Raw genomic sequence first — 26,254 nt, 5'->3', positions numbered from 1 at the left:
TGACTTGCAGACGGCGATCCGCTAACCATTTCAATCACCACGGGGCGGCAAGCCTCGCGGGTACCCACGCCCACATCCGCCGTTCCGTCCCTCCCCAACGAACTGGGCGCGACGACCGAAGGCCCTTTCCGCCGCCTTCAGCGTTGTCCGACGCCCAACCGACGCACCCTGCGCCGGCCCGGGACTCATGGCACTCCCCCGCATGACGACGATTCCCTAAGGCACCACCCATGCATCTCCAAGAGCTGAAGTGCAAGAGCCCCGCCGAACTTCTGGCGTTCGCGGAGGAGCTGCAGATCGAGAACGCCAGCACGCTGCGCAAGCAGGACATGATGTTCGCCATCCTGAAGCAGCTGGCGGAAAACGACGTTCCGATCTTCGGCGACGGCGTGCTCGAAGTTCTTCAGGACGGTTTCGGGTTCCTGCGTTCCCCCGAAGCCAACTATCTGCCCGGTCCCGACGACATCTACGTCAGCCCCAGCCAGGTGCGCCGCTTCGGCCTGCGCACCGGCGATACGGTGGAAGGGCAGATCCGCTCGCCCAAGGACGGTGAGCGCTACTTCGCCCTTCTCAAGGTCAACACCATCAACTTCGATGCGCCGGACAAGGTCCGCCACCGCATCAACTTCGACAACCTGACCCCGCTCTATCCGGAAGAGCGGCTGCGCATGGAAGTCGACGACCCGACCAAGAAGAACTTCACCGGCCGCATCATCGACCTGGTGGCGCCGCTCGGAAAGGGCCAGCGCGGGCTGATCGTCGCCCCGCCGCGCACCGGCAAGACGGTGATGCTGCAGAACATCGCCCATTCCATCGCCACCAACCATCCGGAAGCCTACCTCATCGTGCTGCTGATCGACGAGCGGCCGGAAGAGGTGACCGACATGGCCCGGTCGGTGCGCGGCGAGGTCATCAGCTCCACCTTCGACGAGCCGGCGACCCGTCACGTCCAGGTCGCCGAGATGGTGATCGAGAAGGCCAAGCGCCTGGTCGAGCACAAGCGCGACGTGGTCATCCTGCTGGACAGCATCACCCGCCTGGCGCGCGCCTACAACACGGTGGTGCCGTCGTCCGGCAAGGTGCTGACCGGCGGCGTGGACGCCAACGCGCTCCAGCGGCCGAAGCGCTTCTTCGGTGCCGCCCGCAACATCGAGGAGGGCGGCTCGCTGACCATCATCGCGACCGCGCTGATCGACACCGGCAGCCGCATGGACGAGGTGATCTTCGAAGAGTTCAAGGGCACCGGCAACTCCGAGATCGTGCTGGACCGCAAGCTCTCCGACAAGCGCACCTTCCCGGCCATCGACATTTCCAAGTCGGGCACCCGCAAGGAGGAGCTGCTGGTCGACAAGGGCACGATTTCGAAGATGTGGATCCTGCGCCGCATCCTGATGCCGATGGGCGTGACCGACGCGGTCGACTTCCTGGTCGACAAGCTGAAGCACACCAAGTCGAACTCGGAATTCTTCGAGAGCATGAACCAGTAGTTTTTGGTGTCCCTCTCCCGCCCCGGGAGAGGGAAGGGACCCACGCAGTGGGAAGGGTGAGGGTACAGCCGAGGATCAGCGCCTTGATCCTTGCGCGACCCTCACCCGGCGCCTTGCGGCGCCACCCTCTCCCGGGGCGGGAGAGGGACTGTGCCGGACACAAAAAAAGGCGGGAGGCCCGAAAGCCTCCCGCCTTTTTCTTTGTTCGCGCTTGGACCTTACGCTTCGGCCGACGGCTGGGGGCCGGTCTGGCGGCGGTACAGGTCCACGAAGTCGATCGGGTTGATCATCAGCGGCGGGAAGCCGCCGTCCTGGGTGCAGCCGGCCACGATGGCGCGGGCGAACGGGAACAGCATGCGCGGGCCCTCGATGAGGAGAACGGCGCGGTGATGCTCCTGCGGCAGGCCGGGCAGCTGGAACAGGCCGCCATAGGCGACCTCCACCAGGAAGGCGACGCCCTCGCCCTGCTTGGCCTCGCAGTGCAGCTTCAGGACGACCTCGTAGACGTCCTCGCCCATCGGCTGGGCCTGGACGTCCACGCCGATGTTGACCTGCGGCTGCGGCTGGCCGGGCAGGAGGCTCTGCGGCGCGTTGGGGTTCTCGAAGGACAGGTCCTTCACATACTGCGCGAGCACGTGCATCGGCAGCGAGCTGGCGGCTTCCTGGTCTTGGCCGTTGGTCTGCTGATCGGACATCAAACAACTCCTGGCCGCGGGGCGGCGTGACGGTGGTCGGTGTTCAAGACCCGCTGGCTACCACGGATCCGCCGCACCGACAACGGAAAGCCGGGGGAAAGAGCCGGCCCGGAACGAGGAAGGGTTACCCGCATCACGGGCGGAACTTGGAGTCCGGCGGGGCCCAGCGCGACTCACCGGCTCCGGACCCGATCCGCGGCGCGTCTCCGGCCTTTTCATCCTCCGGCGTCACATCGTGGTAGTCGGCATCGATCACGCCCGGCGGGGGCCGGTTGAAGGGATCCGGGCCTGGACCGTTGTTCCAGCTCCGGCCGCCCATCTGGCCGTGCACCCGGAAGGACGCGCTGCCCTTCATACGGTCGAACAGCCAGCGGCCCAGCGCGTTGCGCAGCGGCCGCACGAACAGCAGAAGCCCGACGACGTCGGTCAGGAAGCCGGGGACGATCAGCAGGATGCCGGCGGCCACCACGCAGAAGCCCTCGAACACCGCCCCGACCGGCACCTCGCCGCGCTCCGCGGCCTCCTGGGCGCGTTTCAGCACGGACAGCCCCTGCCAGCGGATCAGGACCGATCCCAGGATCGCGGACAGGATCACCAGCCCGACCGTGGGTCCGGAGCCGATCCAATCGCCGACCTCGATGAAGACGGCGATTTCCGCAATCGGCAGGAGAAGCAACAAAAGCAACGGATTCATGGCTGTCCTTGCTCTTTCAACCTCAAGGGCCTATCTAGGCTTGGGTAAGCCGCAAGGCGTCGGGGACGGAGGGCGTGGCCGGTACGGATAGGCCGGTCCGGTGTACGGTCAGGGTACACTTAATGCGCACCCGGCGACGGATCCAGTAGCGGATCGCGGCCCTGACCAGCATTTGCACGCCGGCCCCCTGGGGCACCGCCTCGGGAGCGCCGGCCTCCAGTCACCCGGAAGGATGGACGATGGGAGATGGGTTTGTGTTCGTCGAAATCCTGATCTTCGCGATGATCGCGGCGTTCCTCGTGTACCGCTTGCGCAGCGTGCTCGGCCGCCGCACCGGCGAGGAACGGCAACGGCCGAACCCCTTCACGGCCCGTCCGGATGCGCCTCGTGCCGGCGCGCCGGACAACGTCGTCCCGATGCCCGGCCGCGACCGCCCGGCGCCGGCTGCGGCCGCCGCCTCGCCGGACGAGCCGGTGTCGCTGCACGCGGCGCTGGCGCAGATCGCCGCCGCAGACTCGTCCTTCGACGAGAAGCACTTCCTCCAGGGCGCCCGCGGCGCCTTCCAGATGATCGTGGAGGCCTTCGCCAAGGGCGACACGGCCACGCTGCGCCCGCTGCTGGCCGACGACGTCTACGACAACTTCGCCCGCGCCGTCCGCGATCGCCAAGCCGCCGGGGAAACGCTTGAGACCCGGATCGAGCGCATCGCCGACGCCGATGTGGTGGAGGCCCGCATGGACGGCCGCACCGCGCTGGTCACCGTGAAGTTCGTGTCGGAGCAGATGAACGTCGTGCGCGACCGCAACGGCGCCGTGGTGGACGGCGACCCGAACGCGGTGGTCGAGGCGGTGGACGTCTGGACCTTCGCCCGCAACACCCGCGCCAGCAACCCGAACTGGGCGCTGGTCGAGACGCGCACCACGCACTGATTACGACCCGCATTGATCACGACGGCTTGATGACTCCGACATCCCTGATCCGTTTCAGCGCCGCGGCAGCCCTTGCCGCGGCGTTTTTCATGGCGTCCTGCGAGCGGAAGGAGGAGGCGAAGGCCCCGCCGCCGCCCGACAAGCTGGTCCTGAAGCCGGTGGCCTTCACCGATCTGCCGGGCTGGACCGCCGACCGGGTGGCCGACGCCGTACCGGCCTTCCGCCGCTCCTGCGCCAAGCTGGCGGCGCTGCCGGCGGACCGGCCGGTCGGGCCCGACGGGGTGGGGGGCCGGGGCGGCGACTGGCAGGCTCCCTGCGCGGCGCTGGCGAAGCAACCGGCTGCACTGGGGCCCGGCGACGACGCGGCGGCCCGTGCCTTCTTCGAACAGTGGTTCACCCCCTACGCCGCGGCCAACAACGACACCCGGCGCGGCCTCTTCACCGGCTATTACGAGGTGGAGCTGGCCGGCAGCCGGACGCCCGACCCGGCCTTTCCCGTGCCGCTCTACAAGCGGCCGTCCGACCTCGTCCTGGTGGACCTGGGCGACTTCGCCGACCGCTGGAAGGGGGAACGGACGGCGGGCCGGGTCATCGACGGGCGCCTGAAGCCCTTTGAGGACCGCGCCGCCATCGAGGCCGGGGCGCTGCGCAACAGGGGGCTGGAGCTGCTCTGGCTGCAGGACCCGATCGCCACCTTCTTCCTGCACATCCAGGGCTCCGGCCGGGTGCGCTTTCCCGACGGGACGGAGACGCGCGTCGGCTACGCCGCGCAGAACGGGCACAAATACGTCGCCATCGGCAAGGCGCTGATCGACCGCGGCGAAATTCCGCGGGAGCAGGTGTCGCTCCAGTCCATCCGCGCCTGGCTGAAGGCCCACCCGGACAAGGCGCCCGACCTGATGAACATGAACCCCTCCTACGTCTTCTTCCAGGAGCTGAAGGGGGAGGGGCCGAACGGCGCGCAGAACGTGGCGCTGACCCCCGGCCGCAGCTTGGCCGTGGACTCCAAGTTCCTGCCCTACGGTGTGCCGGTGTGGCTGGACGCCGAGGACCCGCTGGACTCCCAGGCGCGGCTGCGCCGCCTTCTGGTCGCCCAGGACACCGGCGGCGCCATCCGCGGCCCGGTGCGCGGCGACGTCTTCTGGGGCCACGGCGAGGAGGCGGAAAAGCGCGCCGGCGTGATGAAGAGCGCGGGGGAATACTACGTCCTGTTGCCTAAGACGGTCGTTCCGGCCAGTTGATCCGACGACCGTAAGCCGGAAGAGGCCGGCCCCCGGCCGGAGCCTTTGCGCGATCATGTCCGCACGCGCGCACCGTTCCGGAGGCTGCTCGCCATGGCGTCCCTGGTTGGTCTGATCGTGGCTCGTGCGATCGTCGCAGCCCTTCTCCTCAGCACACCGGCCCGCGCGGACATGGTCCCGGGTACCGACTGGGTCGGCTGGAGCCAATGGAGCAAGGAGGACAAGGCCCTTGCCCTCAACATTGGCGCCGGTGCCCTGGCGCTGGGCTGGGGTACCTGGTCGTGGAACTGGGGCACGAGCGGGCCGCGCTTCCAGGATGAAGGCTGGTTCGGGCGCACCACCAGCGAAGGCGGCGCCGACAAGCTTGGCCACGCCTGGACCACCTACGCCATCAGCCATCTCTTCGCCCGTGCCTACCAGGGCTGGGGCTATCGGCAGGATGAGGCCGCGCGCTACGGCGCCTTATCGTCCGTCGGCGTCATGGGCCTGGTGGAGGTCGGCGACGCCTTCAGCGACCAATACGGCTTCTCCTACCAGGACATGCTGTTCAACGTCATCGGCGCCGGGGCGGGCTACGTCCTGTGGAGCCATCCCGATCTGGCGCGCAAGGTGGATTTCCGGGTCGAATACGACCCTTTCATCAGCGGCGACCACCAAGCCGACCTCTTCACCGACTACAAGCGGCTGAAATACCTGATTGCGGTGAAGGCCGACGGCTTCGACGCCGTGCGGAACCCCGTGCTGCGCATGCTGGAGTTCCACGTCGGCTATTACGCCCGCGGCTATGAGGACTACAGCGCCAACCCCCTGAACGATGACCGGCGGCGGTACCTGTATGTGGGGATCGGCCTGAACCTGACCCGCCTGCTCAAACCCTACGTCAACACCGGCGGCGTCCTGCACTATGTCCAGCCGCCCTACACCTACATCTCCAAGGACTGGAACCTCGACCGGTGACGGGACGCCCTGTCCCGGCCCCGACACAGGAAGGGCGCCGGGGTTTCCCCTCGGCGCCCTTCATGTTTCACGTGGATCAGCGCTGGGATCAGCGGCGACCCGGCTCAGGCCGGGTTCAGCATCCGGCCGAGGTGACGTCCCGCGAAGACGTGGATGTGCAGGTGCGGGACTTCCTGGTTGGCGTCGGGGCCGCAGTTGGACAGGATGCGGTAGCCGGGCTCGGCGGCGCCGGCTTGGCGCGCGACCTCGCCGACGGCGCGGAACAGGCCGGCGATCTCCGCCTCCGTCGCGCGGGCGGTGAAGTCGTCCATGTCCACGTAGGCCCCCTTGGGGATCACCAGGATGTGGGTCGGGGCCTGCGGGTTGATGTCGTGGAAGGCGAGCGCGTGCTCCGTCTCCATGACCTTCTTGCAGGGGATCTCGCCGCGCAGGATGCGGGCGAAGATGTTGTTGCTGTCGTAGGTCCGGGCCATCGATGGTTCTCCCTTACGCCTTGCGCGATTTCTTCTCGGCGATGCCGCTGGTGCCCTCGCGCTGGGCCAGCTTCTCCCACACCTCGGCGGGCTCCAGCCCGGCGTCGGCCCACAGCACCATCAGGTGGTAGAGCAGGTCGGCGGATTCCGAGGCGAGCGCCGCCTTGTCGCCGCGCACCGCCTCCAGGATGGCCTCCACCGCCTCCTCGCCGACCTTCTGGGCGATCTTGGAGGTGCCGCGGCTGAACAGCTTGGCGGTGTAGGAGGTCTCCGGGTCGGCGCCCTTGCGCGACAGGACGGTGGCGTGCAGCCGGTCCAGCACCTCCGCGGTCGGAGCCTTGGACTTCTTGTCGTCACCCATGCGCCACCTCAGGCGCCCGCGCCGGGCGCACCGGGATGCCGGCGTCGGCCAGCGCGGCCTTGGCCTGCCCGATGGTGTAGGTGCCGAAATGGAAGATGGAGGCCGCCAGCACCGCCGTGGCGTGGCCCTCGCGGATGCCCTCCACCAGATGGTCCAGCGTGCCGACGCCGCCCGACGCGATGACGGGGATGCGCAAGCCGTCGGCCACCTTGCGGGTCAGCGCCAGGTCAAAGCCGCTCTTGGTGCCGTCGCGGTCCATGGAGGTCAGCAGGATCTCGCCGGCCCCGTAGGACTCCATGCGCTTGGCCCATTCCACTGCGTCGATGCCCGTGGCCTTGCGGCCGCCGTGGGTGAAGATCTCCCAGCGGCCGGGCTCCACCTGCTTGGCGTCGATGGCGACGACGATGCACTGGGCGCCGAACTTCTCCGCCGCCTCCTGCACGAACTCCGGCCGGTGGATGGCGGCGGTGTTGATCGACACCTTGTCGGCGCCGGCCAGCAGCAGCTTGCGGATATCCTCCACCGTGCGCACGCCGCCGCCGACGGTCAGCGGCATGAACACCTGCTCCGCCGTGCGGCGCACGACGTCGTAGATGGTGTCCCGGTTCTCGTGGCTGGCGGTGATGTCCAGGAAGGTCAGCTCGTCGGCCCCTTCCCGGTCATAGACGCGGGCCTGCTCGACGGGATCGCCGGCGTCCACCAGATCGACGAAGTTGACCCCCTTCACGACCCGGCCGTCCTTGACGTCCAGGCAGGGGATGACGCGCATCTTCAGCATCAGTCGGCGTCTCCGGACACGGGGGAGGAGGACAGCAGCTCCAGCGCTTCCTTCGGCACGATCCGGCCGTCGTACAGCGCGCGGCCGCAGATGACGCCCTGGATGCCCGTGTGCTCTTCCCGCTTCAGCGCGACCAGGTCGTCGATGGACGACACGCCGCCCGACGCGATCACCGGCGTGGTCAGGTGGAAGGCGAGGTCGGACGTCGCCTCCACGTTCACGCCGCCCATGGCGCCGTCGCGGTTGATGTCGGTGTAGATGATGGCGGCGACGCCGCTGTCCTCGAACTTCAGCGCGAGGTCCAGCGCCCGGATGGTCGAGGTCTCGGCCCAGCCGGCGACGGCGACGAAGCCCTCGCGCGCGTCGATGCCGACGGCGACCTTGCCCGGGAACTCCCGGCAGGCCTCCTTGACCAGCTCCGGCTCGCGCAGGGCCACGGTGCCCAGGATGACGCGGCTGATGCCCTTCTCCAGCCACATGGCGATGGTCTTCAGGTCGCGGATGCCGCCGCCCAGCTGCACCGGGATGTCGACGGCGCCGAGGATGCCCTCCACGGCCTCCCCGTTGACCGGCTTGCCCTCGAAGGCGCCGTTCAGGTCCACGAGGTGGAGCCACTCGAAGCCCTGGCCCTGGAACAGGCGGGCCTGCTCGGCCGGGTCCGTGTTGAAGACGGTCGCCTGGCTCATCTCACCACGCAGGAGCCGGACGCAGGCACCGTCCTTCAGGTCGATGGCGGGATAGATGATCATCGCGGTGTCTCGTCCTATGGCGTGTCGGGGAGCGTGTCGGGGGTGAGGTCCTTGGCGTAGAAGTGTCCGGCAAGCCGATGGCCGTCCACCAGCGCATAAAAGGGGTGGGTGCCCCAGCGCTTGAACCCAAGATCCTCGTAGAGCCGGATGGCCGCGTCCTGCGTCTCGCGCACGTCGAGGTTCAGGACCCGGAAGCCGGCGGTGCGGGCCTCCGCCTCCACCGCCTGGGTCAGGCGGCGGGCGAGGCCGTGGCCGCGCGCCCAGGGGGCGACGAAGCTGGTGGTCAGGCTGGCGGCGTGGGCCTGCGCCTCGTTGTTGCGCGCCGGCTTCACCAGCTGGGCGGACCCGGCGATGACGCCGTCCAGCCGCGCCACGAACAGGATGCGCTCCGGCACGACCAGGACGCCCTTCCAGTAGCGCTCCATGACGTCGCGCGACGGCGGGGTGACCCAGCCGAAGCCGCCGCCGACCTTGATGGCGTCGTCGGCGGCGTCGCACAGGTCGTGCAGGTCGGCGGTCTTCAGCGCGTCGACGCGCTCGATGGCGATCTCCGCCATGGGTCAGACCCGCCAGGTCAGGAAGTTGGCGACCAGGGCGAGGCCGGTCGCCTGGCTCTTCTCCGGGTGGAACTGGGTGCCGACCATGTTGTCGCGCCCAACCACCACGGGGAAGGTCCCGCCGTAATCGACGGTGGCGATCACGTCCTCGGGATTCTCCACCGCGAAACGGTAGGAATGGACGAAATAGGCGTGCGCGCCTTCCGGCAGGTTGGCCAGGATCGGGTGCGGTCGGCGGATGTTCAGCTCGTTCCAGCCCATGTGCGGGATCTTCAAGGACGCGTCGCCGGGTTCCAGCTTCACGACCTCCCCCTTGATCCAGCCCAGCCCCTCGGTGACGCCGTATTCGCGCCCGCGCTCGGCCATCAGCTGCATGCCGACGCAGATGCCGAGGAACGGGCGGGCCTTGACGTGCACCACCTCCTCCAGCGCGTCGAGCATGCCCGGCACCTCGGACAGGCCGCGCTTGCAGTCGGCGAAGGCGCCGACGCCCGGCAGCACGACGCGGTCGGCCTTGCGCACCGCGTCGGCGTCGGAGGTCACCAGCACCTGGACATTCGCGTGGGACTCCGCCGCCGCGCGCTCCAGCGCCTTGGCGGCGGAACGCAGGTTGCCGGAGCCGTAATCGATCAGCGCAACGGTTTCCATGGAACGAAAGCTTTCAGCAAAGAACCGGCTTCAGAGGGACCCGCCGAGAGTCCCCTTGGTGGAGGGCACGGCGTCGCGCTTGCGCGGGTCGATTTCAATCGCGGCGCGCACCGCGCGGGCAAGCGCCTTGTAGCAGCTTTCCACGATGTGGTGGTTGTTTTCGCCGTACAGATTTTCCACGTGCAGCGTCACGCCCGCGGCCATGGCGAAGGCCTGGAACCACTCGCGGAACAGCTCCGTGTCCATGTCGCCGATCTTGTCGCGGCTGAAATTCACCTTCCAGATCAGGTAGGGCCGGTTGGAGAAGTCCAGCGCGACGCGGGTCAGCGTCTCGTCCATCGGGATGTAGGAATGGCCATAGCGCTGGATGCCCTTGCGGTCGCCCAGAGCCTTGGCGACGGCTTGGCCGATGGCGATGCCGCTGTCCTCGGTCGTGTGGTGGGCGTCGATGTGCAGGTCGCCCTCGGCCAGGACGGTCAGGTCCATCAGGCTGTGGCGCGACAGCTGCTCCAGCATGTGGTCGAGAAAGCCGACCCCCGTCTTCACGTCGTAGACGCCGGTGCCGTCCAGGTTCACGGCAACCCGGATGCGGGTCTCGGTGGTGTTCCGCTCGATCGAGGCGCGGCGGCCGCCATTGGCAGGGCTCTGGTCCATGGAGTCGGTATTTAGCAGGAAGCGCGCCCCCACGCCAGCGGCGCACGGCCGGTATTCGCCGGGAAAGGGCAGGGGATCGGCGGCGCCGTTGCCGACGGTGCGTGTGGCGGCTATCATCATGCACACGTATGGCGAGCATATCCGAATATGCCATTGTTCCGACGCCTCTTTTTCTCCCTCAGCGTGGTGCTCCCGCTCGCCGCCTGCGCCGCCGGCGGTGACCGGCCGCCGCCGCCCGGCGCCCCGCCGGTGGCGCGCGGCGCGACGGAGCCGCTGCGTTTCGACGACCTGTCGCTCGGCTCCATGCGCCGGGGCACGCGGATCGGGAGCTATATCTGGAGCGTGGAGTGCTGGCCCCCCTACGAGGACGTCTATTGGACGAGCGCGCGGAGCCTGCACGAGAACTCCACCTTCACCGAACGCTTCGCGGAGGTGCTGGGCGACGCCGGCTTCGACGTGGCCGGACGCGCTTCCGGCGACCACGAGCGCGGCATGGACCGCAACCGCGCCCGCTACATCGTCCAGGGCGACCTGCGCGGCATCGACCTGGAGCTGTGCCGCCGCCGCAACTGGCTGACGCTGGGCGACAAGGGCGTGTCCGGCACCGGCAGCGTCCGGGTGGACTGGACGGTCTACGAGGTCGCGACCGGGCGGCTCGTCCACCGCGTCGCGACCAGCGGCGTGGCCCGCAGCGGCAGCGGGGTGCCGCAGGGCGACGTCCTGCTGATCGAGGAGGCCTTCAGCACCGCCGCGGAAGCGCTGGCCGCCGACCCCGGCTTCCGCGCCGCCGTGTCGCGGAGCACGGGCCTTGCGTCAACCGGCCCGGCGGGACCGTCACGAGTGTCAAGTCGGCCGCTTGCGTCAACAATCCCCCTTGTGTCAAGTGACGTACCGTCAAGTGACACACCGTCAAGTCCCGGTTTCGTCAACCCGGGCGGAGCGTCAAGCGGCGCGCCGCCCTCATTGCCGTCCGCCGCCGCGCTGGCCGTGCGCGGTCCCGCTCCGGCGGACGGCTACGCCGACGACCCGGCGGCCTTCGTCTCCGCCGCGCTGGTGCGGGTGGGGGAGGGGCGCGGGGTCGTGATCGGGGAGCTTGACGGCCAAGCGGCGATCCTGGCCTCGCTGGCCGTGCTCGACGCGACGGTCGCGGTCCACCCCGCGCCGGGTGTGGCGCTCCGCGGCGTGGTGGTGGCGCGCGACGCGGCGAGCGGCACGGCGCTGGTCCTGGTGCCGGCGCGGCTGACCGCCGCCCCCCTGCGCGGCGGCGAGGCCGCGGTCGGGGAACCCGTCACGGTCCTGTCGAAGAGGGGGGCCGACGCCGCCGTCGGCATGGTGGCGGCGCTGCGCCCCGACCCGCGGAGCGGCCTGGACCTGATCCAGGCGGAACTTGACGGTCTAGACCGCGAACCGGCGCCGGGCGCGCCCCTGGTGGACGAGGCGGGGAACCTGCTCGGCCTTGGCCTCGGCCCCGGGCCGGCATGGTCGGGCGGGGCGCACGGCTTGTCCGCTTTCCTGCCCGTCGGGCCGATGTTGACGCGACTGGGGGTGGAGTTGACACAAGCCCCCGCGGGAGCGCCGACACGCGCGTCCGCCGCCCGTCTTCGGGCCCCTCTTTGAGGCCAAGGGGACAGGAGTCTTGACGGGGACCGGCCTCCCCCCACATAGACCCGTGACCCAATGTGCCTATACAGGGAAACACCCTGGCCGGCACGGTCACCTTATCCTTCGAACACGGTCCCCCAAGCACGGATCCCATGACATCGCACGATCCCATCCAGTGGCACGGCACCACCATCCTGTCGGTCCGCAAGAACGGCCAGGTGGTGATCGCCGGCGACGGCCAGGTGTCCGTCGGCCAGACGGTCATGAAATCGAACGCCCGCAAGGTGCGCTGGCTCGCCGGCGGCACCGTGATGGCGGGCTTCGCCGGCGCCACCGCGGACGCGCTGACCCTGTTCGAGCGCCTGGAAGCGAAGCTGGAGCAGCACCCCGGCCAGCTGACCCGCGCCTGCGTGGAGATGGCCAAGGACTGGCGCACCGACCGCTACCTGCGGCGGCTGGAGGCCATGATGGCCGTCGCCGACCGCAACGTCAGCCTGATCCTGACCGGCAACGGCGACGTGCTGGAGCCGGAGGACGGGCTGATCGGCATCGGATCGGGCGGCGCCTTCGCCCTGTCGGCGGCGCGCGCGCTGATCGACATCGAAGGTCTGGACGCGGAGGCCGTGGCCCGCAAGGCGATGAAGATCGCCGCCGGCATCTGCATCTACACGAACGAGAACGTCACATTGGAAAAGATTTGATGGCGAAAAGATCTGATCGCCTCCGATACCGATGACCACGTCCCACCCCCAGCCCGGGTCCGCCGCCATGACCGCCGCTTCCTCCACCGGCTCCGCCGCGTCCAGCACCGCCGCCTTCAGCCCGCGCGAGATCGTGTCGGAGCTTGACCGCTACATCGTCGGCCAGCACGAGGCCAAGCGCGCGGTCGCCATCGCGCTGCGCAACCGCTGGCGCCGCCAGCAGCTGCCGGAGGGCCTGCGCGAGGAGGTCCTGCCGAAGAACATCCTGATGATCGGCCCGACCGGCGTCGGCAAGACCGAGATCGCCCGCCGCCTGGCGAAGCTGGCCCAGGCGCCCTTCCTGAAGGTGGAGGCGACCAAGTTCACCGAGGTCGGCTACGTCGGCCGCGACGTGGAGCAGATCGTCCGCGACCTCGTCGAGGGCGCCATCGGCATGACCAGGGAGCGCCTGCGCAAGGAGGTCGCCGCCAAGGCCGAGCTGCGCGCCGAGGAGCGGGTGGTGGACGCGCTGTGCGGCGAGAACGCCAGCCCGGAGACGCGCCAGAAGTTCCGCAAGATGCTGCGCGAAGGCACGCTGAACGACAAGGAGATCGAGGTGCAGGTCGCCGACAGCGGCGCCGGCAGCCTGCCGACCTTCGACATCCCCGGCATGCCGGGCGCCCAGATGGGCATGCTCAACCTGAACGACATCTTCGGCAAGGCCTTCGCCGGCCGCACCAAGCCCCGCCGCATGACCGTGCAGGAAAGCTACGACGTGCTGATGGCCGAGGAGTCGGACAAGCTGCTGGACCAGGAAAAGGTCGTTTCGGAAGCGATCCAGTCGGTCGAGCAGAACGGCATCGTCTTCCTGGACGAGATCGACAAGATCTCCGCCCGCTCCGACTACAAGGGCGGTGCCGACGTCAGCCGCGAGGGCGTGCAGCGCGACCTGCTGCCGCTGATCGAGGGCACGACCGTCAGCACCAAGCACGGCGCGGTGAAGACCGACCACATCCTGTTCATCGCGTCCGGCGCCTTCCACCTGTCCAAGCCGTCCGACCTGCTGCCGGAGCTTCAGGGCCGCCTGCCGATCCGGGTGGAGCTGAAGGCCCTGTCCCAGGACGACTTCAAACGCATCCTGACCGAACCGGAAGCGAGCCTGATCAAGCAGTACAAGGCCCTGCTGAAGACGGAGGAGGTTGACCTCGTCTTCACCGACGACGCCATTGACGAGTTGGCGCGGCTCGCCGCCGACATCAACGCGACGGTGGAGAACATCGGCGCCCGCCGCCTGCACACCGTGCTGGAACGCCTGCTGGAGGAAATCAGCTTCACCGCCAGCGACAAGGCCGGCACCACCGTCACCGTCGACGCCGCCTACGTCCGCGACCAGGTGGGCGGCTTGGCGAAGAACACCGACCTGTCGAAGTTCATCCTGTAAAAGTCCCGGCGCCGGGCCCCCACCCAACCCTCCCCCACCTTCGGCGGGGGAGGGCTTCAAGGGACGCGCGGCGGCAGTCCCCTCCCTCGCCGAAGGTGGGGGAGGGTTAGGGTGGGGGCCCAACTCCCGGCGCTTTCGCCAAATCTTTTACGAATCCGTAGGTTGGGTGGAGCGAAGCGCAACCCAACAATCGTTGCGAGGCAGGGTTTGTTGGGTTCCGCTGGCGCTCCACCCAACCTACGCGCTACGCACTCGTCCCGAAATTTCTCACCAATCCGCCAGGAAGCGGTCTTTCGGCAGGTGGATGATCACCTGGGTGCCGCCGCCGTCGCGGGCGCGGATTTCCAGGCGGCCGCCGTGCTGCTCCACCAGGGACTTGGCGATGGACAGGCCGAGCCCGATGCCCTCGAACCGGCGGGCGAGGGTCGATTCGCCCTGGACGAAGGGCTGGAACACCGTTTCCAGCCGGTCCTCGGGGATGCCGACGCCAGTGTCGAACACCTCCGCCACCAGCGCGCCCTCGGCGTCCACGCGCGCGGACACGCCGACGCGGCCGCCCTCCGGCGTGAACTTGATGGCGTTGGACAGCAGGTGCAGCAGCACCTGCTTCAGCGCGCGCGGGTCGGCCAGCAGGGGCGGCAGCTCCGCCCCGATGTCCGCCTCGACGCGAAGCTTGCCGCGCTCCGCGCGCTTGGCGACGAGGCGCAGGCAGGTGACCACCACGTCCCGGAAGTCGCACAGCGCGTCCTCCAGGTCGACGCGCCCGGCCTCGATGGTGGCCATTTCCAGGATGTCGTTGATGTTGGCCAGCAGAAGCTCGCCCGACCGTTTGATCTCGGCCGCGTAGTTCACGTACATCGGGTTTTCCAGCGCCCCCAGCATCTGCTGGTGGATGACGTCGGCGAAGCCCAGGATGCCGTTCAGCGGCGTGCGCAGCTCGTGGCTCATGTTGGCGAGGAAGGCGGTCTTGGCGCGGTTGGCCAGCTCCGCCGCCTCCTTCGCCTCGATCAGCGCGCGTTCCGCCGCCTTGCTCTCGCCGAGGTCGCGCAGCATGGCGACGAAGACGTGGAAGCCCGGCAGGTCGATCTCCGACAGCGACAGCCAGGCCGGGAAGTCGGTGCCGTCGCGCCGTCGCGCCACGATCTCGCGCCCGATGCCGATGACGTGCTTCTCGCCCGTTTCGCGGTAGCGGCGCATGTAGGCGCCGTGCCGCTCCGCCTCCTCCGGGGGCATCAGGGCCACGATGTGCCGGCCGGCCAGCTCGTCCTGGCGGTAGCCGAGCAGCCGCTCCGCCGCCTTGTTGCTGGCCAGGACGACGCCGTGCGCGTTGACGGTCAGGATCGCCTCGACCGCCTGCTCCACGATGGCGCGGTTGCGCGCTTCGCTGCGTTGCAGCTGCTCCTCCGCCGCGCGGGCGGAGGTCACGTCCTCGATCACCGCGCTGAGCGCCAGCAGCCGCCCGTCCGGGCCGTGCAGCGCCAAGGGGCGCATGGCCGCGCGCATCACCGTTCCGTCGGCGCGCAGGAACCGCTTCTCGAAGGCGCTCGGCCGGGCCTCGCCCCGCACCACCCGGTCGAAGCGCTCGCGCTCCCAAACCCAATCGTCGGGGTGGGTGATGGCGGACAGGGGTTGGCCGTTCAGCGCGGCCGGGCTGTGGCCCAGGCTGGCGGCGAAGGCGGCGTTGGCCGCCAGGATCGTCCCGTCGAGCCCGGCGACGACGATACCGACCGACGCGTTGTCGAAGATCATGCGGAACAGGGCGTCCGTGCCGCCATCCTGCGGCATCCAGCCGGCCGTGGCGGTCATCGGAAGGTCCTGTCGGGACGGGCGGGGACGGAACGCACCATGGGCGGGATTCATAGGCCCTAACGCCTACGAAATCGACCCGAAAGGGCGGCCCACGGGTTGCGACCGATTATCCCACAAGCCGTCTCAGGGTATGGGTTGGGCTCATGACCGGCGCCGTACGCCCGCGCGGCGCCGGGCCGTGGTTGCGCCGCCGGCCTCGGCCTCGTCGAGCACGCCGAGCAGCCGGTCCAACGTCGGGTCGTCCAGGTCCTGGATGCGCCCGGCCAGGCGGTTCGCCAGTTCGGTCGCCTTGGGGCTGAGCCCGGCGGTGTCCACCGTCACGCGCGGGTGCGACAGGGCGGCCAGCCGCTCCAGATCCTCCGCGTCGTCCCAGATGATCCCGAAATAGGCGCAGATCTGGCGGACCAGCTGCGGGGAGGGCTGGCCGCGCTTGCCGTGCTCCAGCGCCGACAGGTAGGCGGAGGAGATGTGCAGGTCCGCCGCCATCTGCTTGAGCGTGACGCCCTTGCCCTCGCGCAGGGCGCGGACCCGTTCGCCGAAGGGGGTCATGGCGCCGCGTCCTACCGGTGGTCCCGACGGCGCTTGATCAGCACGTACAGCGCGCCGTCCCCGCCATGGCGCGCCTGGGCCGGACGTACGGCCAGCACCATGGGGCGCAAGGGAGAATCGGCCAGCCAGCGCGGCACGGACTGGCGCAGCACGCCGGCACCACCGCTGTACGTGCCCTTGCCGGTGATGACGAGTACGCAGCGCCGGCCCTCGTGCCAGGCGCGGTGGACGAAGCCCGACAGGGCGCCGTGCGCCTGCACCTGGGTCATGCCGTGCAGGTCGATGCGCCCATCGATCTCCATCTCGCCGCGCTTGAAGCGGTCGGCGGTGCGGCGGTCGATGTTGTCGGTGTTGCCGACCGTCAGCGGCGGCTGGCTGGGGCGCCGGCCCGTCGGGGCCCCGCCCTTCGGCGGAACCGTGGGAGGAGGGGAGGCGGTGGTGGCGACCGGCTCGGGCTCCAAAGCGGGCGCCGGCGGCGGGTCTGGATCCTCGATGGTGCGGCCGGGCATGGGGTCCGCGTCGCGCATGGCGATCCGCCACAGGCGCCGCTCCTCGGTGGTGACCGAGCGGCGGCGGGTCATCTCAAGGGCCTCGGCGCAAAGGATGCGCTGGCCGGAAGGCGGATCGGAGCGGACACGGGTTGACGCAAGTTCCGGCACGGACGTTCAAGGGATAAACCCCAGCGGATAAACCCTTGAACACGCGGCCCTGTCAATCCTCCACCAACAGAATGTGCAGCCGCCGCGGCCCGTGGGCGCCCAGCTCGATGCGCATCTCGATGTCGCCGGTTCGTGACGGACCCGTAATGAAATTGACCGTGCGCGGCATGGTCCCGGCGACGCCCAGACCGCGCAGCCGGTCCCAGGCGTCCTCCATGGTCCCAACCACTTGACTGCGCTTCAGCACGACGATGTGCGTGTCGGGCAGGAAGTTCAGCGTGGTCGGTCGTTCCGTCCCCGAAAGGAGCATGAGGGAACCGGTCTCCGCCACGCCCGCGAAGGCGCCGGTGACCGACGCGCCGTCGCTGTCGCGGGCGCGCCCCTTGCTGACGGTCAGGGTCGGGCGCTGATCCCAAGGAATGGCGTCGAGGTCCGCGTCCGGGGCGACGCGGATCTCGGCCGGCAGGTTCAGGCCGGCCAGATACTCGGCCACGGCGCGCGGCACGTCGCTTAAGCCCGGCAGCCGCTCCACCGTCGCCGCGACCTCCGTCGCCATGCGGGTGAAAAGCTCCACCTGATCGGCGTGCTGCAGCTGGGCGCGGGCCGGGACAAGGTTGCGCGGATGGACGGCGAGGCGTTTGCGCGCGTCCTCAGAGCCCTCGACGGAACCCAGCGCCTTGCGGATGCCCCCCAGGATCTGGGCGCGGGCGGAGGAGGTGTCGGCCATGGTCAGCGCTTTCCCTTCTGCTCGGCCCACATCTGCTGGAAGGTCTTGCCCTCCGGCGCCGGCATGTCGCGGTGTTTGGTCCAGCCCTGCGCCAGCGGCAGCGCGGCGAAACGGCCCTTGCCGCGACCGAGCGCGCCCAGCGCGCGGATCGCCATGCGCGTCGCCGCGTGGTACAGCGCCGGACGCCGCGCGAACCAGGCCCACAGGCCCAGGCCCTTGCGCATGGCGGCGGGCTGGAGGCCCTCTTCGAACTCCTTCTCCCGCCAGTGGCGCATCATCTTGGGCAACGGGATGCGCATGGGGCAGACCGCCTCGCAGCGCCCGCAGAAGGTGGAGGCGTTGGGCAGGTGCCCGGCCTCCTTCACCCCCAGCAGGGCCGGCTGGATCACCGACCCGATCGGCCCCGGATAGACCCAGCCGTAGGCGTGGCCGCCGACCGCGCCGTAGACCGGGCAGTGGTTCATACAGGCGCCGCAGCGGATGCAGCGCAGCACCTCCTGGAACTCCGTTCCCAGCAGCGCCGACCGCCCGTTGTCGAGCAGAACGACGTGGAACTCCTCCGGCCCGTCCAGGTCGCCCGGCCGGCGCGGCCCGGTGGAGAAGGTGGTGTAGGCCGACGCCTCCTGCCCCGTGGCGGAGCGCGCCAGCAGGCGCAGCACCAGCGCGGCATCCTCCAGCGTCGGGACGATCTTCTCGATGCTGGCGATGACGACGTGGACGCGCGGCAGGATTTGCGTCAAGTCGCCGTTGCCCTCGTTGGTGACGATGACGGTCGACCCCGTCTCCGCGATCATGAGGTTGGCGCCGGTGATGCCGACGTCGGCCTGCTGGAACTTGCGGCGCAACACCGTCCGCGCCTCGGCGATCAGCACCTTCGGGTCGTCCAGCACGCGGTCCGGCGGCAGGTCGGTGTGGGCCTGCCGGAAGGTGCCCTCCACGTCCTTCTTCGACAGGTGGAAGGCCGGGGCGATGATGTGGCTGGGCGGCTCGTGGCGCAGCTGGATGATGTATTCGCCGAGATCGGTCTCGATCGGCGTCAGCCCGTTGGCCTCCAGGTAGTCGTTGATCCCGATCTCCTCGGACACCATCGACTTGCCCTTGGTGACCGTCTTGGCGTTGGCCGCGCGGCAGATGCCCAGGATGGCGTCGCGGGCCTCCTGGTCCGTGCGGCACCAGTGCACATGGCCGCCCTGCTCGGTCACCTTGGATTCGAAGGCCTCCAGGTAGGTGTCCAGGTTGGCGAGCACGTGGTTCTTCAGGTCGCGGCCCTGGTCGCGCAGGGCCTCGAACTCCGGCAGGCGGTCGGCGGCCTGTTTGCGGCGGTTGACGAAGCCGGCCGGCGCGATGGCCAGCACCTTCTGCAGGCGCTCGTCGCTCAGCGCCTTGCGGGCGTTCTCGGGAAAGGCGTGGGTGGTCGGCTCCATGGGGTCAACCTTTCTCGCCAATCGGGGGCGTGTCGGTGACGCCGGCCAGCACCTCCGCCACGTGACGCACGCGAATGGCGGAGCCCTCGCGCTTCAGCTTGCCGGCCATGTTCAACAGGCAGCCCATGTCGCCGGCCAGCAGCGTGTCGGCCTGGGTTCCCTTGATGTCGGCGGTCTTGGCCTCGACCATGCGGTTGGAGACGTCCGGGTACTTGACGCAAAAGGTCCCGCCGAAGCCGCAGCAGACCTCGGCCCCCGGCAGCTCGTTGAGCGTCAACCCCTCCACCGAGGCCAGCAGGCGGCGCGGCTGCTCCTTGACGCCCAGCTCGCGCAGGCCCGAACAGCTGTCGTGGTAGGTGATCGTGCCGTCGTAGCGCGCGCCGGTGTCCGTCACCCCCAGCACGTCGGCCAGGAAGGAGACCAGCTCGTAGGTCCGCGCCGACAGGTGCTGCGCCCGCGCCGCCCAGGCCGGGTCCTCGGCCAGCAGCTCCGGATAGTGCTTCTTGATCTGCCCGCCGCAGGAGCCCGACGGCACGACCACATAGTCGAAGCCTTCGAAGGCGGCGATGGTGTTGCGGGCAAGCTCCTGCGCCGTCTTGCGGTCGCCCGAATTGAAGGCCGGCTGCCCGCAGCAGGTCTGCGCCGACGGTACCTCCACCGTGCAGCCGGCATCCTCCAGCAGCTTGACCGCGGCGAAGCCGACGGTGGGGCGGAACAGATCGACGAGGCAGGTGACGAACAGACCCACTCTGGGCGCGGGGCGCTTTTCAGCCATGATGTCCCGTTCTTCTTGATGCTTATCCCCTCGGTCGAGGACTGTAGGTGGTCCTACCGGGGATGGCAACGGGGTGGAGCCTGCGCGACGCGATAACCCTTTGTAAATTGTGGACGCCGTTTCCATGCAAGCGTATGACGACCGTGCCGCAACCGATGCCGCTATCCGGCGGCTTCGTTCCCCCTCTAAAACGCAACCAGCACGCGGTGTCGGTGGGATTCCGGCCTGGTGTGGAAGCTGGGTCCGGAAAATCCACGCCCAGCGGCGGAAAGGGGGCCGACGATGACCACCAGCGAAGTCGTGGTGATCGTGCTCATGATCGTCCAGATCCTCATCGCCTTATGGCGGTAAGGACCTGACGGCCTGAGTCCGGGGAGGTGCCTTGAGGGGACGGCGCCTCTCCACCCCGGAAAAAGCAGAGGCCCGCTGGTGGAAGACAGCGGGCCTCGGTTTTTTGGAGCCAGTTTTCACTGACCACCAGCGAAGTGCATTACATATACGCTCAATCTGCGTGCCCGGCAAACGTTACGACCGCAGCGGCACCACCGCACTCGCCAGGAACAGGGCCGCGGCGGCCACCACCACGCTCGGTCCGCCGGGCAGGTCCCAGGTGAGGGAGGCGTACAGGCCGCCCAGCACCGCGGCCATGCCGAACACCGACGCCAGCCCCGCCATCATCTCCGGCGTGCGGGCGAAGCGGCGGGCCGCGGCGGCGGGGATGATCAGCAGGGAGGTGATCAGCAGGATGCCGACGATCTTCATCGCCGCCGCGATCACCAGCGCGATCAGCAGCATGAAGGCCAGCCGCAGCGCCTCCACCGGCATGCCCTCCACCCGCGCCAGGTCCTCGTCCACGGTCACCGCCAGCAGGCGGCGCCACAGCAGCACCAGCCCCCCCAGCGCGACCGCCCCGCCGCCGTAGATCCAGGCGAGGTCGGCCGGCGTGACCGACAGGATGTCGCCGAACAGGTAGGAGATCAGGTCGACCCGCAGCGTCTCCAGGAAGGCGATGGCGACCAGCCCCAGCGACAGGGACGAATGCGACAGGATGCCCAGCACCGTGTCGGACGCCAGCGCCCGGTGCCGCTGCAAGCCGACCAGCGCCAGGGCCAGCGCAACGCAGACGCCGACCACCCCGACCAGCGGGTTGACGCCCAGCAGGAAGCCGAGCGCCACGCCCAGCAGGGCGGAATGGGCCAGCGTGTCGCCGAAATAGGCCATGCGCCGCCACACCACGAAGGACCCCAGCGGCCCGGCCATCAGCGCGATGCCGCAGCCGGCGGCCAGCGCCCGCAGGACGAAATCATCCATGGCAGCAATCCCCGTCGTGCCCCGGTACCACGGCGCCGTTGGCCGCGTGCGCGTGGTCGTGGTGGTGGACATAGACCGCGAGGTCGTCGGCGTGGCCGCCGAACAGGCTGCGGTATTCGGGGTGGCGGCGCACATCTTCCGGCGTGCCGTGGCAGCAGACGTGCCGGTTCAGGCACAGCACCCGGTCGGTGCGCGCCATCACCGTGTGCAGGTCGTGGCTGACCAGCAGCACGCCGCAGCCGCGCGTCCGGCGGAGAGTCTCGATGCGGCCGAACAACTCCGCCTGGCCGTGCACGTCCACCGCCTGGTCGGGCTCGTCCAGCACCAGCAGGTCCGGGTCGCCCAGCAGGGCGCGGGCCAGCAGCACGCGCTGAAGCTCCCCGCCGGAGACGTTTTGCACCGGGCTGCCGGCCAGATGCGCCACGCCGGCCTCGGCCAGCGCCGCCTCCACCCGGTCGGCGGTCACCGGCCGCCACAGCGCCAGGAAGCGGCGGACCGTCAAGGGCAGCGTTGCGTCAACTGTCAAGCGCTGCGGCATGTAGCCGATGCGCAGCCCCGGCCGCTTGCCCACCGTCCCGGACGCGGTGCGGACAAGGCCCAGCACGGCGCGCACCAGCGTGGTCTTGCCGGCGCCGTTCGGGCCGATCAGCGTAACGATCTCCCCCGGCCGCACCTGGAGGTCCACGCGGTCGAGGATGACGCGGCCGCCCAGCCGCACCGTCAAGGCCCTTGCGTCAACAAGGGGAGCCGGAGTGTCAACCGGCGGGGGTGCCGTGCCGTGAAGCTGCATTGACATGTTATGTTATAACGTGACATTGATCGGGACGACCAACCCTATGCGCCCGAAACGGCCGACTGTCCAGCCAGACATGAGGAAATCACCCATGCGCCCCGCGCTGCCCGCCGTTACCGCCCTGATAACGGCCGCTTTGCTCACCGCGAGCCCGGCCCTCGCCGACGCGCCGGCCAAAACGCCGAAGGTCGTCGCCTCGATCAAGCCGGTGCACGCCTTGGTCGCCGCGGTGATGCAGGGGGTGGGGGAGCCGACGCTGATCGTGCGCGGCGCCGCGTCCCCCCACACCTACGCGCTGAAGCCGTCCGACGCCCGGGCGCTGGCCGACGCCGACCTCGTCTTCTGGATCGGGCCGGAGCTGGAGGGCTTCCTCGCCAAGCCGCTGGAGGCAACCGCCACCAAGGCCACGGCGGTGGAGCTGATGGAGGCGCCGGGCGTCGCGCTGCTCGACGCCCGCGAGGGCGGCGCCTGGGATCCGCACGACCATGGGCACGATCATGCGCATGAGGGGGGCCACGAGGAGGTCAACACCCATGTCTGGCTCGACCCCGACAACGCCCGCGCCATGGTGGGCGCCATCGCCGACGCGCTGGAGGCCAAGGACGCCGCCCACGCCGACGCCTATCGCGCCAACGCCGAACGCACCGCCCGCGGCCTCGCCGCGCTGGACGCGGAGCTGAAGGCGGCGCTGGCCCCGGTCCAGGGCAAGCCCTTCGTCGTCTTCCACGACGCATACCAGTATTTCGAGGCGCATTACGGCCTGAACGGCGTCGGCGCCATCACCGTCAACCCGGAACGCCGCCCCTCGGCCAAGCGCCTGTCTGACATCCGCGCCAAGATCACGTCGCTGGGCGCCGTCTGCGTCTTCGCGGAGCCGCAGTTCGAACCCGCCCTGGTCGACACCATCGTGCAGGGCACCAAGGCGAAGAAGGGCGTGCTCGATCCCGAAGGCGCCAACCTGCCCGACGGGCCGGACCTCTACCCCACGCTGCTGCGCAACATCGCAGCCTCGCTCAAGGGCTGTCTCGGCACTTAAGCGCGGCGCCCGGCTGTGCTAGACCCTGATGGTGCTTTTTCGAGGGAGGCAGGCATGAAGATCGGGGTCGTCGGGTGCGCGGGGCGCATGGGGCAGATGCTGGTGCGCGAGATCGCCGCGACGCCCGGCTGCACGCTGGCCGGCGGGACGGAGCGGGTCGGCGGCCCGGCGCTCGGCAAGGACATCGGCACGCTGGCCGGGATCGATCCGCTGGGCGTCACCGCCATCGACGACGCGGCGACCCTGTTCGCGGAGGCGGACGCGGTGATCGACTTCACCAGCCCCGACGCCACCGTGCGTCACGCGGCACTGGCCGCCCAGTCGCAGACCGTGCTGGTCATCGGCACCACCGGGATCGGCCCGTCCCAGCAGGAGGCGATCGCCCAGGCCGCCACCCACACGCCCATCGTGCAGTCGCCGAACATGTCGCTGGGCGTCAACCTGCTGCTGGCCCTGGTGGAGCAGGTCGGCCGCGCGCTGGGCGACGACTTCGACGTCGACATCCTGGAAATGCACCACCGCCACAAGGTGGATGCGCCGTCGGGCACCGCGCTCGGCCTCGGCCGCGCCGTGGCGGCGGGGCGCGGGGTGAATCTGGAGGACGTCTGGCAGAAGGTCCGCGACGGCCACCCCGGCGCCCGCCCGCGCGGCGAGATCGGCTTCGCCACGCTGCGCGGCGGCGACGTCATCGGTGACCACACCGTGGTCTTCGCCGGCGACGGCGAGCGGATCGAGCTGACCCACAAGGCGTCCGGCCGCCAGATCTACGCCAAGGGCGCGGTCCGCGCCGCCCGCTGGGCCAACGACAAGAAGCCGGGCCTCTACAGTATGAAGAACGTGCTGGGGATGTAAGGCATCCACCCACTCTCATCGTCATCCCAGCGAAGGCTGGGATCCAGGGCGTCCCGGCCAGTGTTCGAGGAGCCCTGGATTCCCGCCTTCGCGGGAATGACGGTTTCGGAAATTCAGGTGATCGCGTCCAGCGCGTCGTCGCCCAGGCCGCCCGGCACGATGGTCAGCGGGATGCGCAGGCGGGTCAGGCCGCGGCCGGTGAAATAGGCGATCAGCGGCCCCGGCCCCTCCGGGTCGGTGCCGGCGGCCAGCACGAGGATGGAGATGCTCGGCTCCTCCTCGATCAGGGCCAGCACCTCGTCGCGGGGGTTGCCCTCGCGCACGTAGAGGGCGGGCAGGGTGCCGGTCAGCCGGTTCACGTCGCGGGCGAGCTTCTGGAGCTTCTGCTCCGCCTCGCTGCGCTGCTCCTCCCGCATCAGGTTCTCCACCGCCAGCCAGCTCTGCATCTCCGCGGGCTCCAGCACGGTGACCAGCGCCACCTTGCCGCCGGACTTGCGCGCGCGCAGGCAGGCGTAGCGCAGCGCGACCGGCAGTTCGGGGCTGTCGTCCACGACGACGAGGAAGATGCGCACCGGCGGCTTCGGGGCCGATTCCTCCGGGTTGGTGGATGCGGTCGGTTCGGTCCCAATCGGTTCGGCCATGGTCACACCCTCCGGAAAGCGGCGCCGGCCAGCCAGCCCGCGGCGATCGCGCCGATCACCGCCGCAACACCGTAGGCGACGGGCTGGTTGCGGGCAAAATCAAACACTTCCGCGCTGAATCCCACCTTGGAGACGACGAGCGGCGTGGTCTGGGCGCTGACCACCTCGCCCTCGCGGATCAGCATCGCCTCCACATTATACAGCCCCGTCGGCACGTTGGCGGGAAAGAAGATGTTGGTCCGGAACAGGCGCTCGCCAAGGAACGACACCTGGCCCAGCGTGATGCCGTACAGGCCGGCGCGCTGCTTGTTGCGGATCAGGGCGGAGCGGAACAGGGCCAGCTGCTCCGGCGCCAGCTGCTCGCGCGGGCCGAGCTGGAGGTTCGGCAGGCCGATCTGGTGGCGCTCCAGCACGGGCCGGGTGACGAACTGGTCGAGCGGCCGGTTGGTCGCGACCATGTAGAAGCTCGGCACCTGCTCGAACCGGACGCTGCGGGCGTTCAGCCAGATGCCGGCGATGCGCTCCTTGCGGCGCACGGTCACCGGGCCGCGCGGGCCGGTCACCACGATCGCCACGTCGCCCGCCCCGTCGGTGGTGCCGAACAGCACGACCTCCGTCCCGGTGAAGCCGGTGGTGATGGCGATCAGGTGGCTGGACAGGTCGGCGACCAGCTGCTGCGCCCACACCGTGGCCGCCAGCGTGACTCCGCCGGCCAGCCCGGCCAGCCCGCCGCCGATCCGGACGGCCCACAGGGCTTTCCGGCTGCGGGCTTTCCGGCTGCGCCTCACGAAATCCTCGTGGAGATGGTGAACAGGTCGTCGGGCTCGACCACCAGGTCGACGGCGAGCTTCAGGGCGACCGCGACGACCAGCGCCGCCAGCAGCAGGCGCGCCTGCTCGCCGCGCAGCTTGCCGCCGGCCTTGGTGCCGAACTGCGCGCCGACCACGCCGCCGACCAGCAGCAGCAGGGCCAGCATGGCGTCCACCGTCTGGTTGGTCGCCGCCTGCAGCAGCGTCGCCATGGCCGTGGTGAAGATGATCTGGAACAGCGAGGTGCCGGCGACCAGCCCGGTGGGCATGTTCAGCAGGTAGATCATCGCGGGCACCAGCAGGAAGCCGCCGCCGATGCCCATGATCGCCACCAGCATGCCGCCGACGGCCCCGATGCCCGCCGGCAACAGGGCGGAGATGTACAGCTTGGAGCGCTGGAAGCGCATCTTCAGCGGCAGGCCGTGCAGCCAGATGTGCCGGTGCAGCTTGCCGCGCTTGGCGGTGGGGGCGCGGCGGCGGATCAGCGCGCGGCTCGATTCCACCAGCATCATGGCCCCGATGGTGCCCAGGAAGAAGACGTAGGCCAGCGTGATCGCCACGTCGATCTGGCCGATGCGCTGCAACAGCGCGAAGATCCACACGCCGACGACGGTGCCGACCATGCCGCCCAGCAGCATGACGATGCCCAGCTTCACGTCCACGTTGCCGCGCCGCCAGTGGGCCAGCACGCCGGACACGCTGGCCGCGACCAGCTGGTTCGCCTGGGTGCCCACGGCGACCGCGGGCGGCACGCCGATGAAGATCAGCAGCGGCGTCATCAGGAAGCCGCCGCCCACGCCGAACATGCCCGATAAAAACCCGACGAGCCCCCCCATGCCGAGCACGAGCAGGGCGTTGACCGACATCTCGGCGATCGGCAGGTACACTTGCATGATGGGCGGGGCCGGCGGACGGAGGGGCGT

At 69.6% G+C, this 26,254-nt stretch carries 29 protein-coding genes; 9 read left to right on the top strand and 20 right to left on the bottom strand.

The features are described 5' to 3' along the window. Nucleotides 1-230 precede the first annotated feature (230 nt). Nucleotides 231-1,487, top strand: coding sequence for a transcription termination factor Rho (rho, locus tag J2851_RS18085; protein ID WP_209767789.1), 1,257 nt, complete (start codon nucleotides 231-233; stop codon nucleotides 1,485-1,487). Nucleotides 1,488-1,705: 218 nt separating this feature from the next. On the opposite strand, the gene secB is transcribed toward rho, so the two are convergent. Together secB and J2851_RS18075 are read right to left on the bottom strand one after the other, a co-directional pair. Beyond that, nucleotides 1,706-2,182 (bottom strand): protein-export chaperone SecB, encoded by a 477-nt coding sequence (secB, locus tag J2851_RS18080; RefSeq protein WP_209767788.1) that lies wholly within the window; start codon nucleotides 2,180-2,182, stop codon nucleotides 1,706-1,708. A gap of 133 nt (nucleotides 2,183-2,315) precedes the next feature. Further along, complete coding sequence (locus J2851_RS18075; RefSeq protein WP_209767787.1) at nucleotides 2,316-2,876, bottom strand: FxsA family protein; 561 nt, start codon at nucleotides 2,874-2,876, stop codon at nucleotides 2,316-2,318. A gap of 239 nt (nucleotides 2,877-3,115) precedes the next feature. Between J2851_RS18075 and J2851_RS18070 the strand changes: the two genes are divergently transcribed. The 3 genes from J2851_RS18070 to J2851_RS18060 all read left to right on the top strand — a co-directional run bounded on the left by J2851_RS18070 (nucleotide 3,116) and on the right by J2851_RS18060 (nucleotide 6,003). After that, nucleotides 3,116-3,805, top strand: coding sequence for a Tim44/TimA family putative adaptor protein (locus tag J2851_RS18070; protein ID WP_209767786.1), 690 nt, complete (start codon nucleotides 3,116-3,118; stop codon nucleotides 3,803-3,805). 29 nt (nucleotides 3,806-3,834) lie between these two features. Continuing rightward, nucleotides 3,835-5,046 (top strand): murein transglycosylase A, encoded by a 1,212-nt coding sequence (mltA, locus tag J2851_RS18065; RefSeq protein ID WP_209767785.1) that lies wholly within the window; start codon nucleotides 3,835-3,837, stop codon nucleotides 5,044-5,046. A 93-nt stretch (nucleotides 5,047-5,139) separates the two neighbouring features. Then, nucleotides 5,140-6,003: a DUF2279 domain-containing protein gene (locus J2851_RS18060; RefSeq protein ID WP_209767784.1), complete on the top strand. Its 864-nt coding sequence runs from the start codon at nucleotides 5,140-5,142 to the stop codon at nucleotides 6,001-6,003. A 104-nt stretch (nucleotides 6,004-6,107) separates the two neighbouring features. On the opposite strand, the gene J2851_RS18055 is transcribed toward J2851_RS18060, so the two are convergent. The 7 genes from J2851_RS18055 to hisB are packed head-to-tail and all read right to left on the bottom strand — an operon-like array spanning nucleotide 6,108 to nucleotide 10,223. Continuing rightward, nucleotides 6,108-6,476, bottom strand: a complete 369-nt coding sequence (locus J2851_RS18055; RefSeq protein ID WP_209767783.1) for a histidine triad nucleotide-binding protein — start codon at nucleotides 6,474-6,476, stop codon at nucleotides 6,108-6,110. 13 nt (nucleotides 6,477-6,489) lie between these two features. Beyond that, entirely contained in the window at nucleotides 6,490-6,837 is a 348-nt protein-coding gene (locus J2851_RS18050) for a phosphoribosyl-ATP diphosphatase (RefSeq protein ID WP_209767782.1), read from the bottom strand. Then, entirely contained in the window at nucleotides 6,830-7,615 is a 786-nt protein-coding gene (gene hisF, locus J2851_RS18045) for an imidazole glycerol phosphate synthase subunit HisF (RefSeq protein ID WP_209767781.1), read from the bottom strand. The genes J2851_RS18050 and hisF overlap by 8 nt, the downstream gene beginning before the upstream one ends. Continuing rightward, on the bottom strand, nucleotides 7,615-8,364 hold the full coding sequence (hisA, locus tag J2851_RS18040) for a 1-(5-phosphoribosyl)-5-[(5-phosphoribosylamino)methylideneamino]imidazole-4-carboxamide isomerase (protein ID WP_209767780.1): 750 nt from the start codon (nucleotides 8,362-8,364) through the stop codon (nucleotides 7,615-7,617). Before hisA ends, hisF begins: the two co-directional genes overlap by 1 nt. Before the next feature lie 14 nt (nucleotides 8,365-8,378). Then, nucleotides 8,379-8,921 carry a GNAT family N-acetyltransferase gene (locus J2851_RS18035; RefSeq protein ID WP_209767779.1) on the bottom strand — a complete coding sequence of 181 codons (543 nt, stop codon included), beginning with the start codon at nucleotides 8,919-8,921 and terminating at the stop codon, nucleotides 8,379-8,381. A 3-nt stretch (nucleotides 8,922-8,924) separates the two neighbouring features. Next, on the bottom strand, nucleotides 8,925-9,569 hold the full coding sequence (gene hisH, locus J2851_RS18030; protein WP_209767778.1) for an imidazole glycerol phosphate synthase subunit HisH: 645 nt from the start codon (nucleotides 9,567-9,569) through the stop codon (nucleotides 8,925-8,927). A 30-nt stretch (nucleotides 9,570-9,599) separates the two neighbouring features. Beyond that, on the bottom strand, nucleotides 9,600-10,223 hold the full coding sequence (gene hisB, locus J2851_RS18025; RefSeq protein WP_209767982.1) for an imidazoleglycerol-phosphate dehydratase HisB: 624 nt from the start codon (nucleotides 10,221-10,223) through the stop codon (nucleotides 9,600-9,602). A 147-nt stretch (nucleotides 10,224-10,370) separates the two neighbouring features. On the opposite strand from hisB, the gene J2851_RS18020 reads away from it, so the two are divergent. From J2851_RS18020 to hslU, 3 genes are all read left to right on the top strand, one after another. Further along, nucleotides 10,371-11,840 carry a serine/threonine-protein kinase gene (locus tag J2851_RS18020; protein ID WP_209767777.1) on the top strand — a complete coding sequence of 490 codons (1,470 nt, stop codon included), beginning with the start codon at nucleotides 10,371-10,373 and terminating at the stop codon, nucleotides 11,838-11,840. A gap of 137 nt (nucleotides 11,841-11,977) precedes the next feature. Then, complete coding sequence (gene hslV, locus J2851_RS18015) at nucleotides 11,978-12,526, top strand: ATP-dependent protease subunit HslV (RefSeq protein WP_209767776.1); 549 nt, start codon at nucleotides 11,978-11,980, stop codon at nucleotides 12,524-12,526. Nucleotides 12,527-12,593: 67 nt separating this feature from the next. Continuing rightward, entirely contained in the window at nucleotides 12,594-13,946 is a 1,353-nt protein-coding gene (gene hslU / locus J2851_RS18010) for an ATP-dependent protease ATPase subunit HslU (protein WP_209767775.1), read from the top strand. Between the two features lie 267 nt (nucleotides 13,947-14,213). Here the strand turns inward: hslU and J2851_RS18005 are convergent, their stop codons facing one another. The 8 genes from J2851_RS18005 to J2851_RS17970 form a co-directional block, all read right to left on the bottom strand. After that, entirely contained in the window at nucleotides 14,214-15,752 is a 1,539-nt protein-coding gene (locus J2851_RS18005) for a sensor histidine kinase (protein WP_209767774.1), read from the bottom strand. Between the two features lie 144 nt (nucleotides 15,753-15,896). Beyond that, a complete protein-coding gene (locus J2851_RS18000; protein WP_209767773.1) occupies nucleotides 15,897-16,304 on the bottom strand; it encodes a helix-turn-helix domain-containing protein in 408 nt (135 codons plus the stop codon). 11 nt (nucleotides 16,305-16,315) lie between these two features. Then, nucleotides 16,316-16,885 carry a Smr/MutS family protein gene (locus J2851_RS17995; RefSeq protein ID WP_209767772.1) on the bottom strand — a complete coding sequence of 190 codons (570 nt, stop codon included), beginning with the start codon at nucleotides 16,883-16,885 and terminating at the stop codon, nucleotides 16,316-16,318. A gap of 130 nt (nucleotides 16,886-17,015) precedes the next feature. Further along, entirely contained in the window at nucleotides 17,016-17,690 is a 675-nt protein-coding gene (locus J2851_RS17990) for a LutC/YkgG family protein (RefSeq protein WP_209767771.1), read from the bottom strand. A gap of 2 nt (nucleotides 17,691-17,692) precedes the next feature. Beyond that, on the bottom strand, nucleotides 17,693-19,114 hold the full coding sequence (locus J2851_RS17985; RefSeq protein ID WP_209767770.1) for a LutB/LldF family L-lactate oxidation iron-sulfur protein: 1,422 nt from the start codon (nucleotides 19,112-19,114) through the stop codon (nucleotides 17,693-17,695). Nucleotides 19,115-19,118: 4 nt separating this feature from the next. Beyond that, entirely contained in the window at nucleotides 19,119-19,889 is a 771-nt protein-coding gene (locus tag J2851_RS17980) for a (Fe-S)-binding protein (protein ID WP_209767769.1), read from the bottom strand. 525 nt (nucleotides 19,890-20,414) lie between these two features. Continuing rightward, on the bottom strand, nucleotides 20,415-21,200 hold the full coding sequence (gene znuB, locus J2851_RS17975) for a zinc ABC transporter permease subunit ZnuB (RefSeq protein WP_209767768.1): 786 nt from the start codon (nucleotides 21,198-21,200) through the stop codon (nucleotides 20,415-20,417). Continuing rightward, nucleotides 21,193-21,918: an ATP-binding cassette domain-containing protein gene (locus J2851_RS17970; RefSeq protein ID WP_307419744.1), complete on the bottom strand. Its 726-nt coding sequence runs from the start codon at nucleotides 21,916-21,918 to the stop codon at nucleotides 21,193-21,195. The genes znuB and J2851_RS17970 overlap by 8 nt, the downstream gene beginning before the upstream one ends. 166 nt (nucleotides 21,919-22,084) lie before the next feature. On the opposite strand from J2851_RS17970, the gene J2851_RS17965 reads away from it, so the two are divergent. Then, entirely contained in the window at nucleotides 22,085-23,029 is a 945-nt protein-coding gene (locus J2851_RS17965; RefSeq protein WP_209767767.1) for a zinc ABC transporter substrate-binding protein, read from the top strand. A 54-nt stretch (nucleotides 23,030-23,083) separates the two neighbouring features. Then, nucleotides 23,084-23,881, top strand: coding sequence for a 4-hydroxy-tetrahydrodipicolinate reductase (dapB, locus tag J2851_RS17960; RefSeq protein ID WP_209767766.1), 798 nt, complete (start codon nucleotides 23,084-23,086; stop codon nucleotides 23,879-23,881). 113 nt (nucleotides 23,882-23,994) lie between these two features. Here the strand turns inward: dapB and J2851_RS17955 are convergent, their stop codons facing one another. Genes J2851_RS17955 through J2851_RS17945 form a run of 3 tightly spaced genes read right to left on the bottom strand, consistent with a single transcriptional unit; the run spans nucleotide 23,995 to nucleotide 26,224 of the window. Next, nucleotides 23,995-24,522 carry a universal stress protein gene (locus J2851_RS17955; RefSeq protein WP_209767765.1) on the bottom strand — a complete coding sequence of 176 codons (528 nt, stop codon included), beginning with the start codon at nucleotides 24,520-24,522 and terminating at the stop codon, nucleotides 23,995-23,997. 2 nt (nucleotides 24,523-24,524) lie between these two features. Continuing rightward, the gene (locus tag J2851_RS17950; RefSeq protein ID WP_307419733.1) at nucleotides 24,525-25,310 is read right to left on the bottom strand and encodes a TIGR02186 family protein; all 786 of its coding nucleotides are present in this window, start codon (nucleotides 25,308-25,310) and stop codon (nucleotides 24,525-24,527) included. Beyond that, nucleotides 25,307-26,224 (bottom strand): sulfite exporter TauE/SafE family protein, encoded by a 918-nt coding sequence (locus tag J2851_RS17945; protein ID WP_209767764.1) that lies wholly within the window; start codon nucleotides 26,222-26,224, stop codon nucleotides 25,307-25,309. Before J2851_RS17945 ends, J2851_RS17950 begins: the two co-directional genes overlap by 4 nt. Nucleotides 26,225-26,254 lie beyond the last annotated feature (30 nt).

Origin of the sequence: Azospirillum rugosum (genome assembly GCF_017876155.1) — a bacterium.
GTDB classification, from domain to species: domain Bacteria; phylum Pseudomonadota; class Alphaproteobacteria; order Azospirillales; family Azospirillaceae; genus Azospirillum; species Azospirillum rugosum.
The sequence above is the reverse complement of the archived record's forward strand: the minus strand, read 5'-3'. Positions and strand labels throughout refer to the sequence as shown.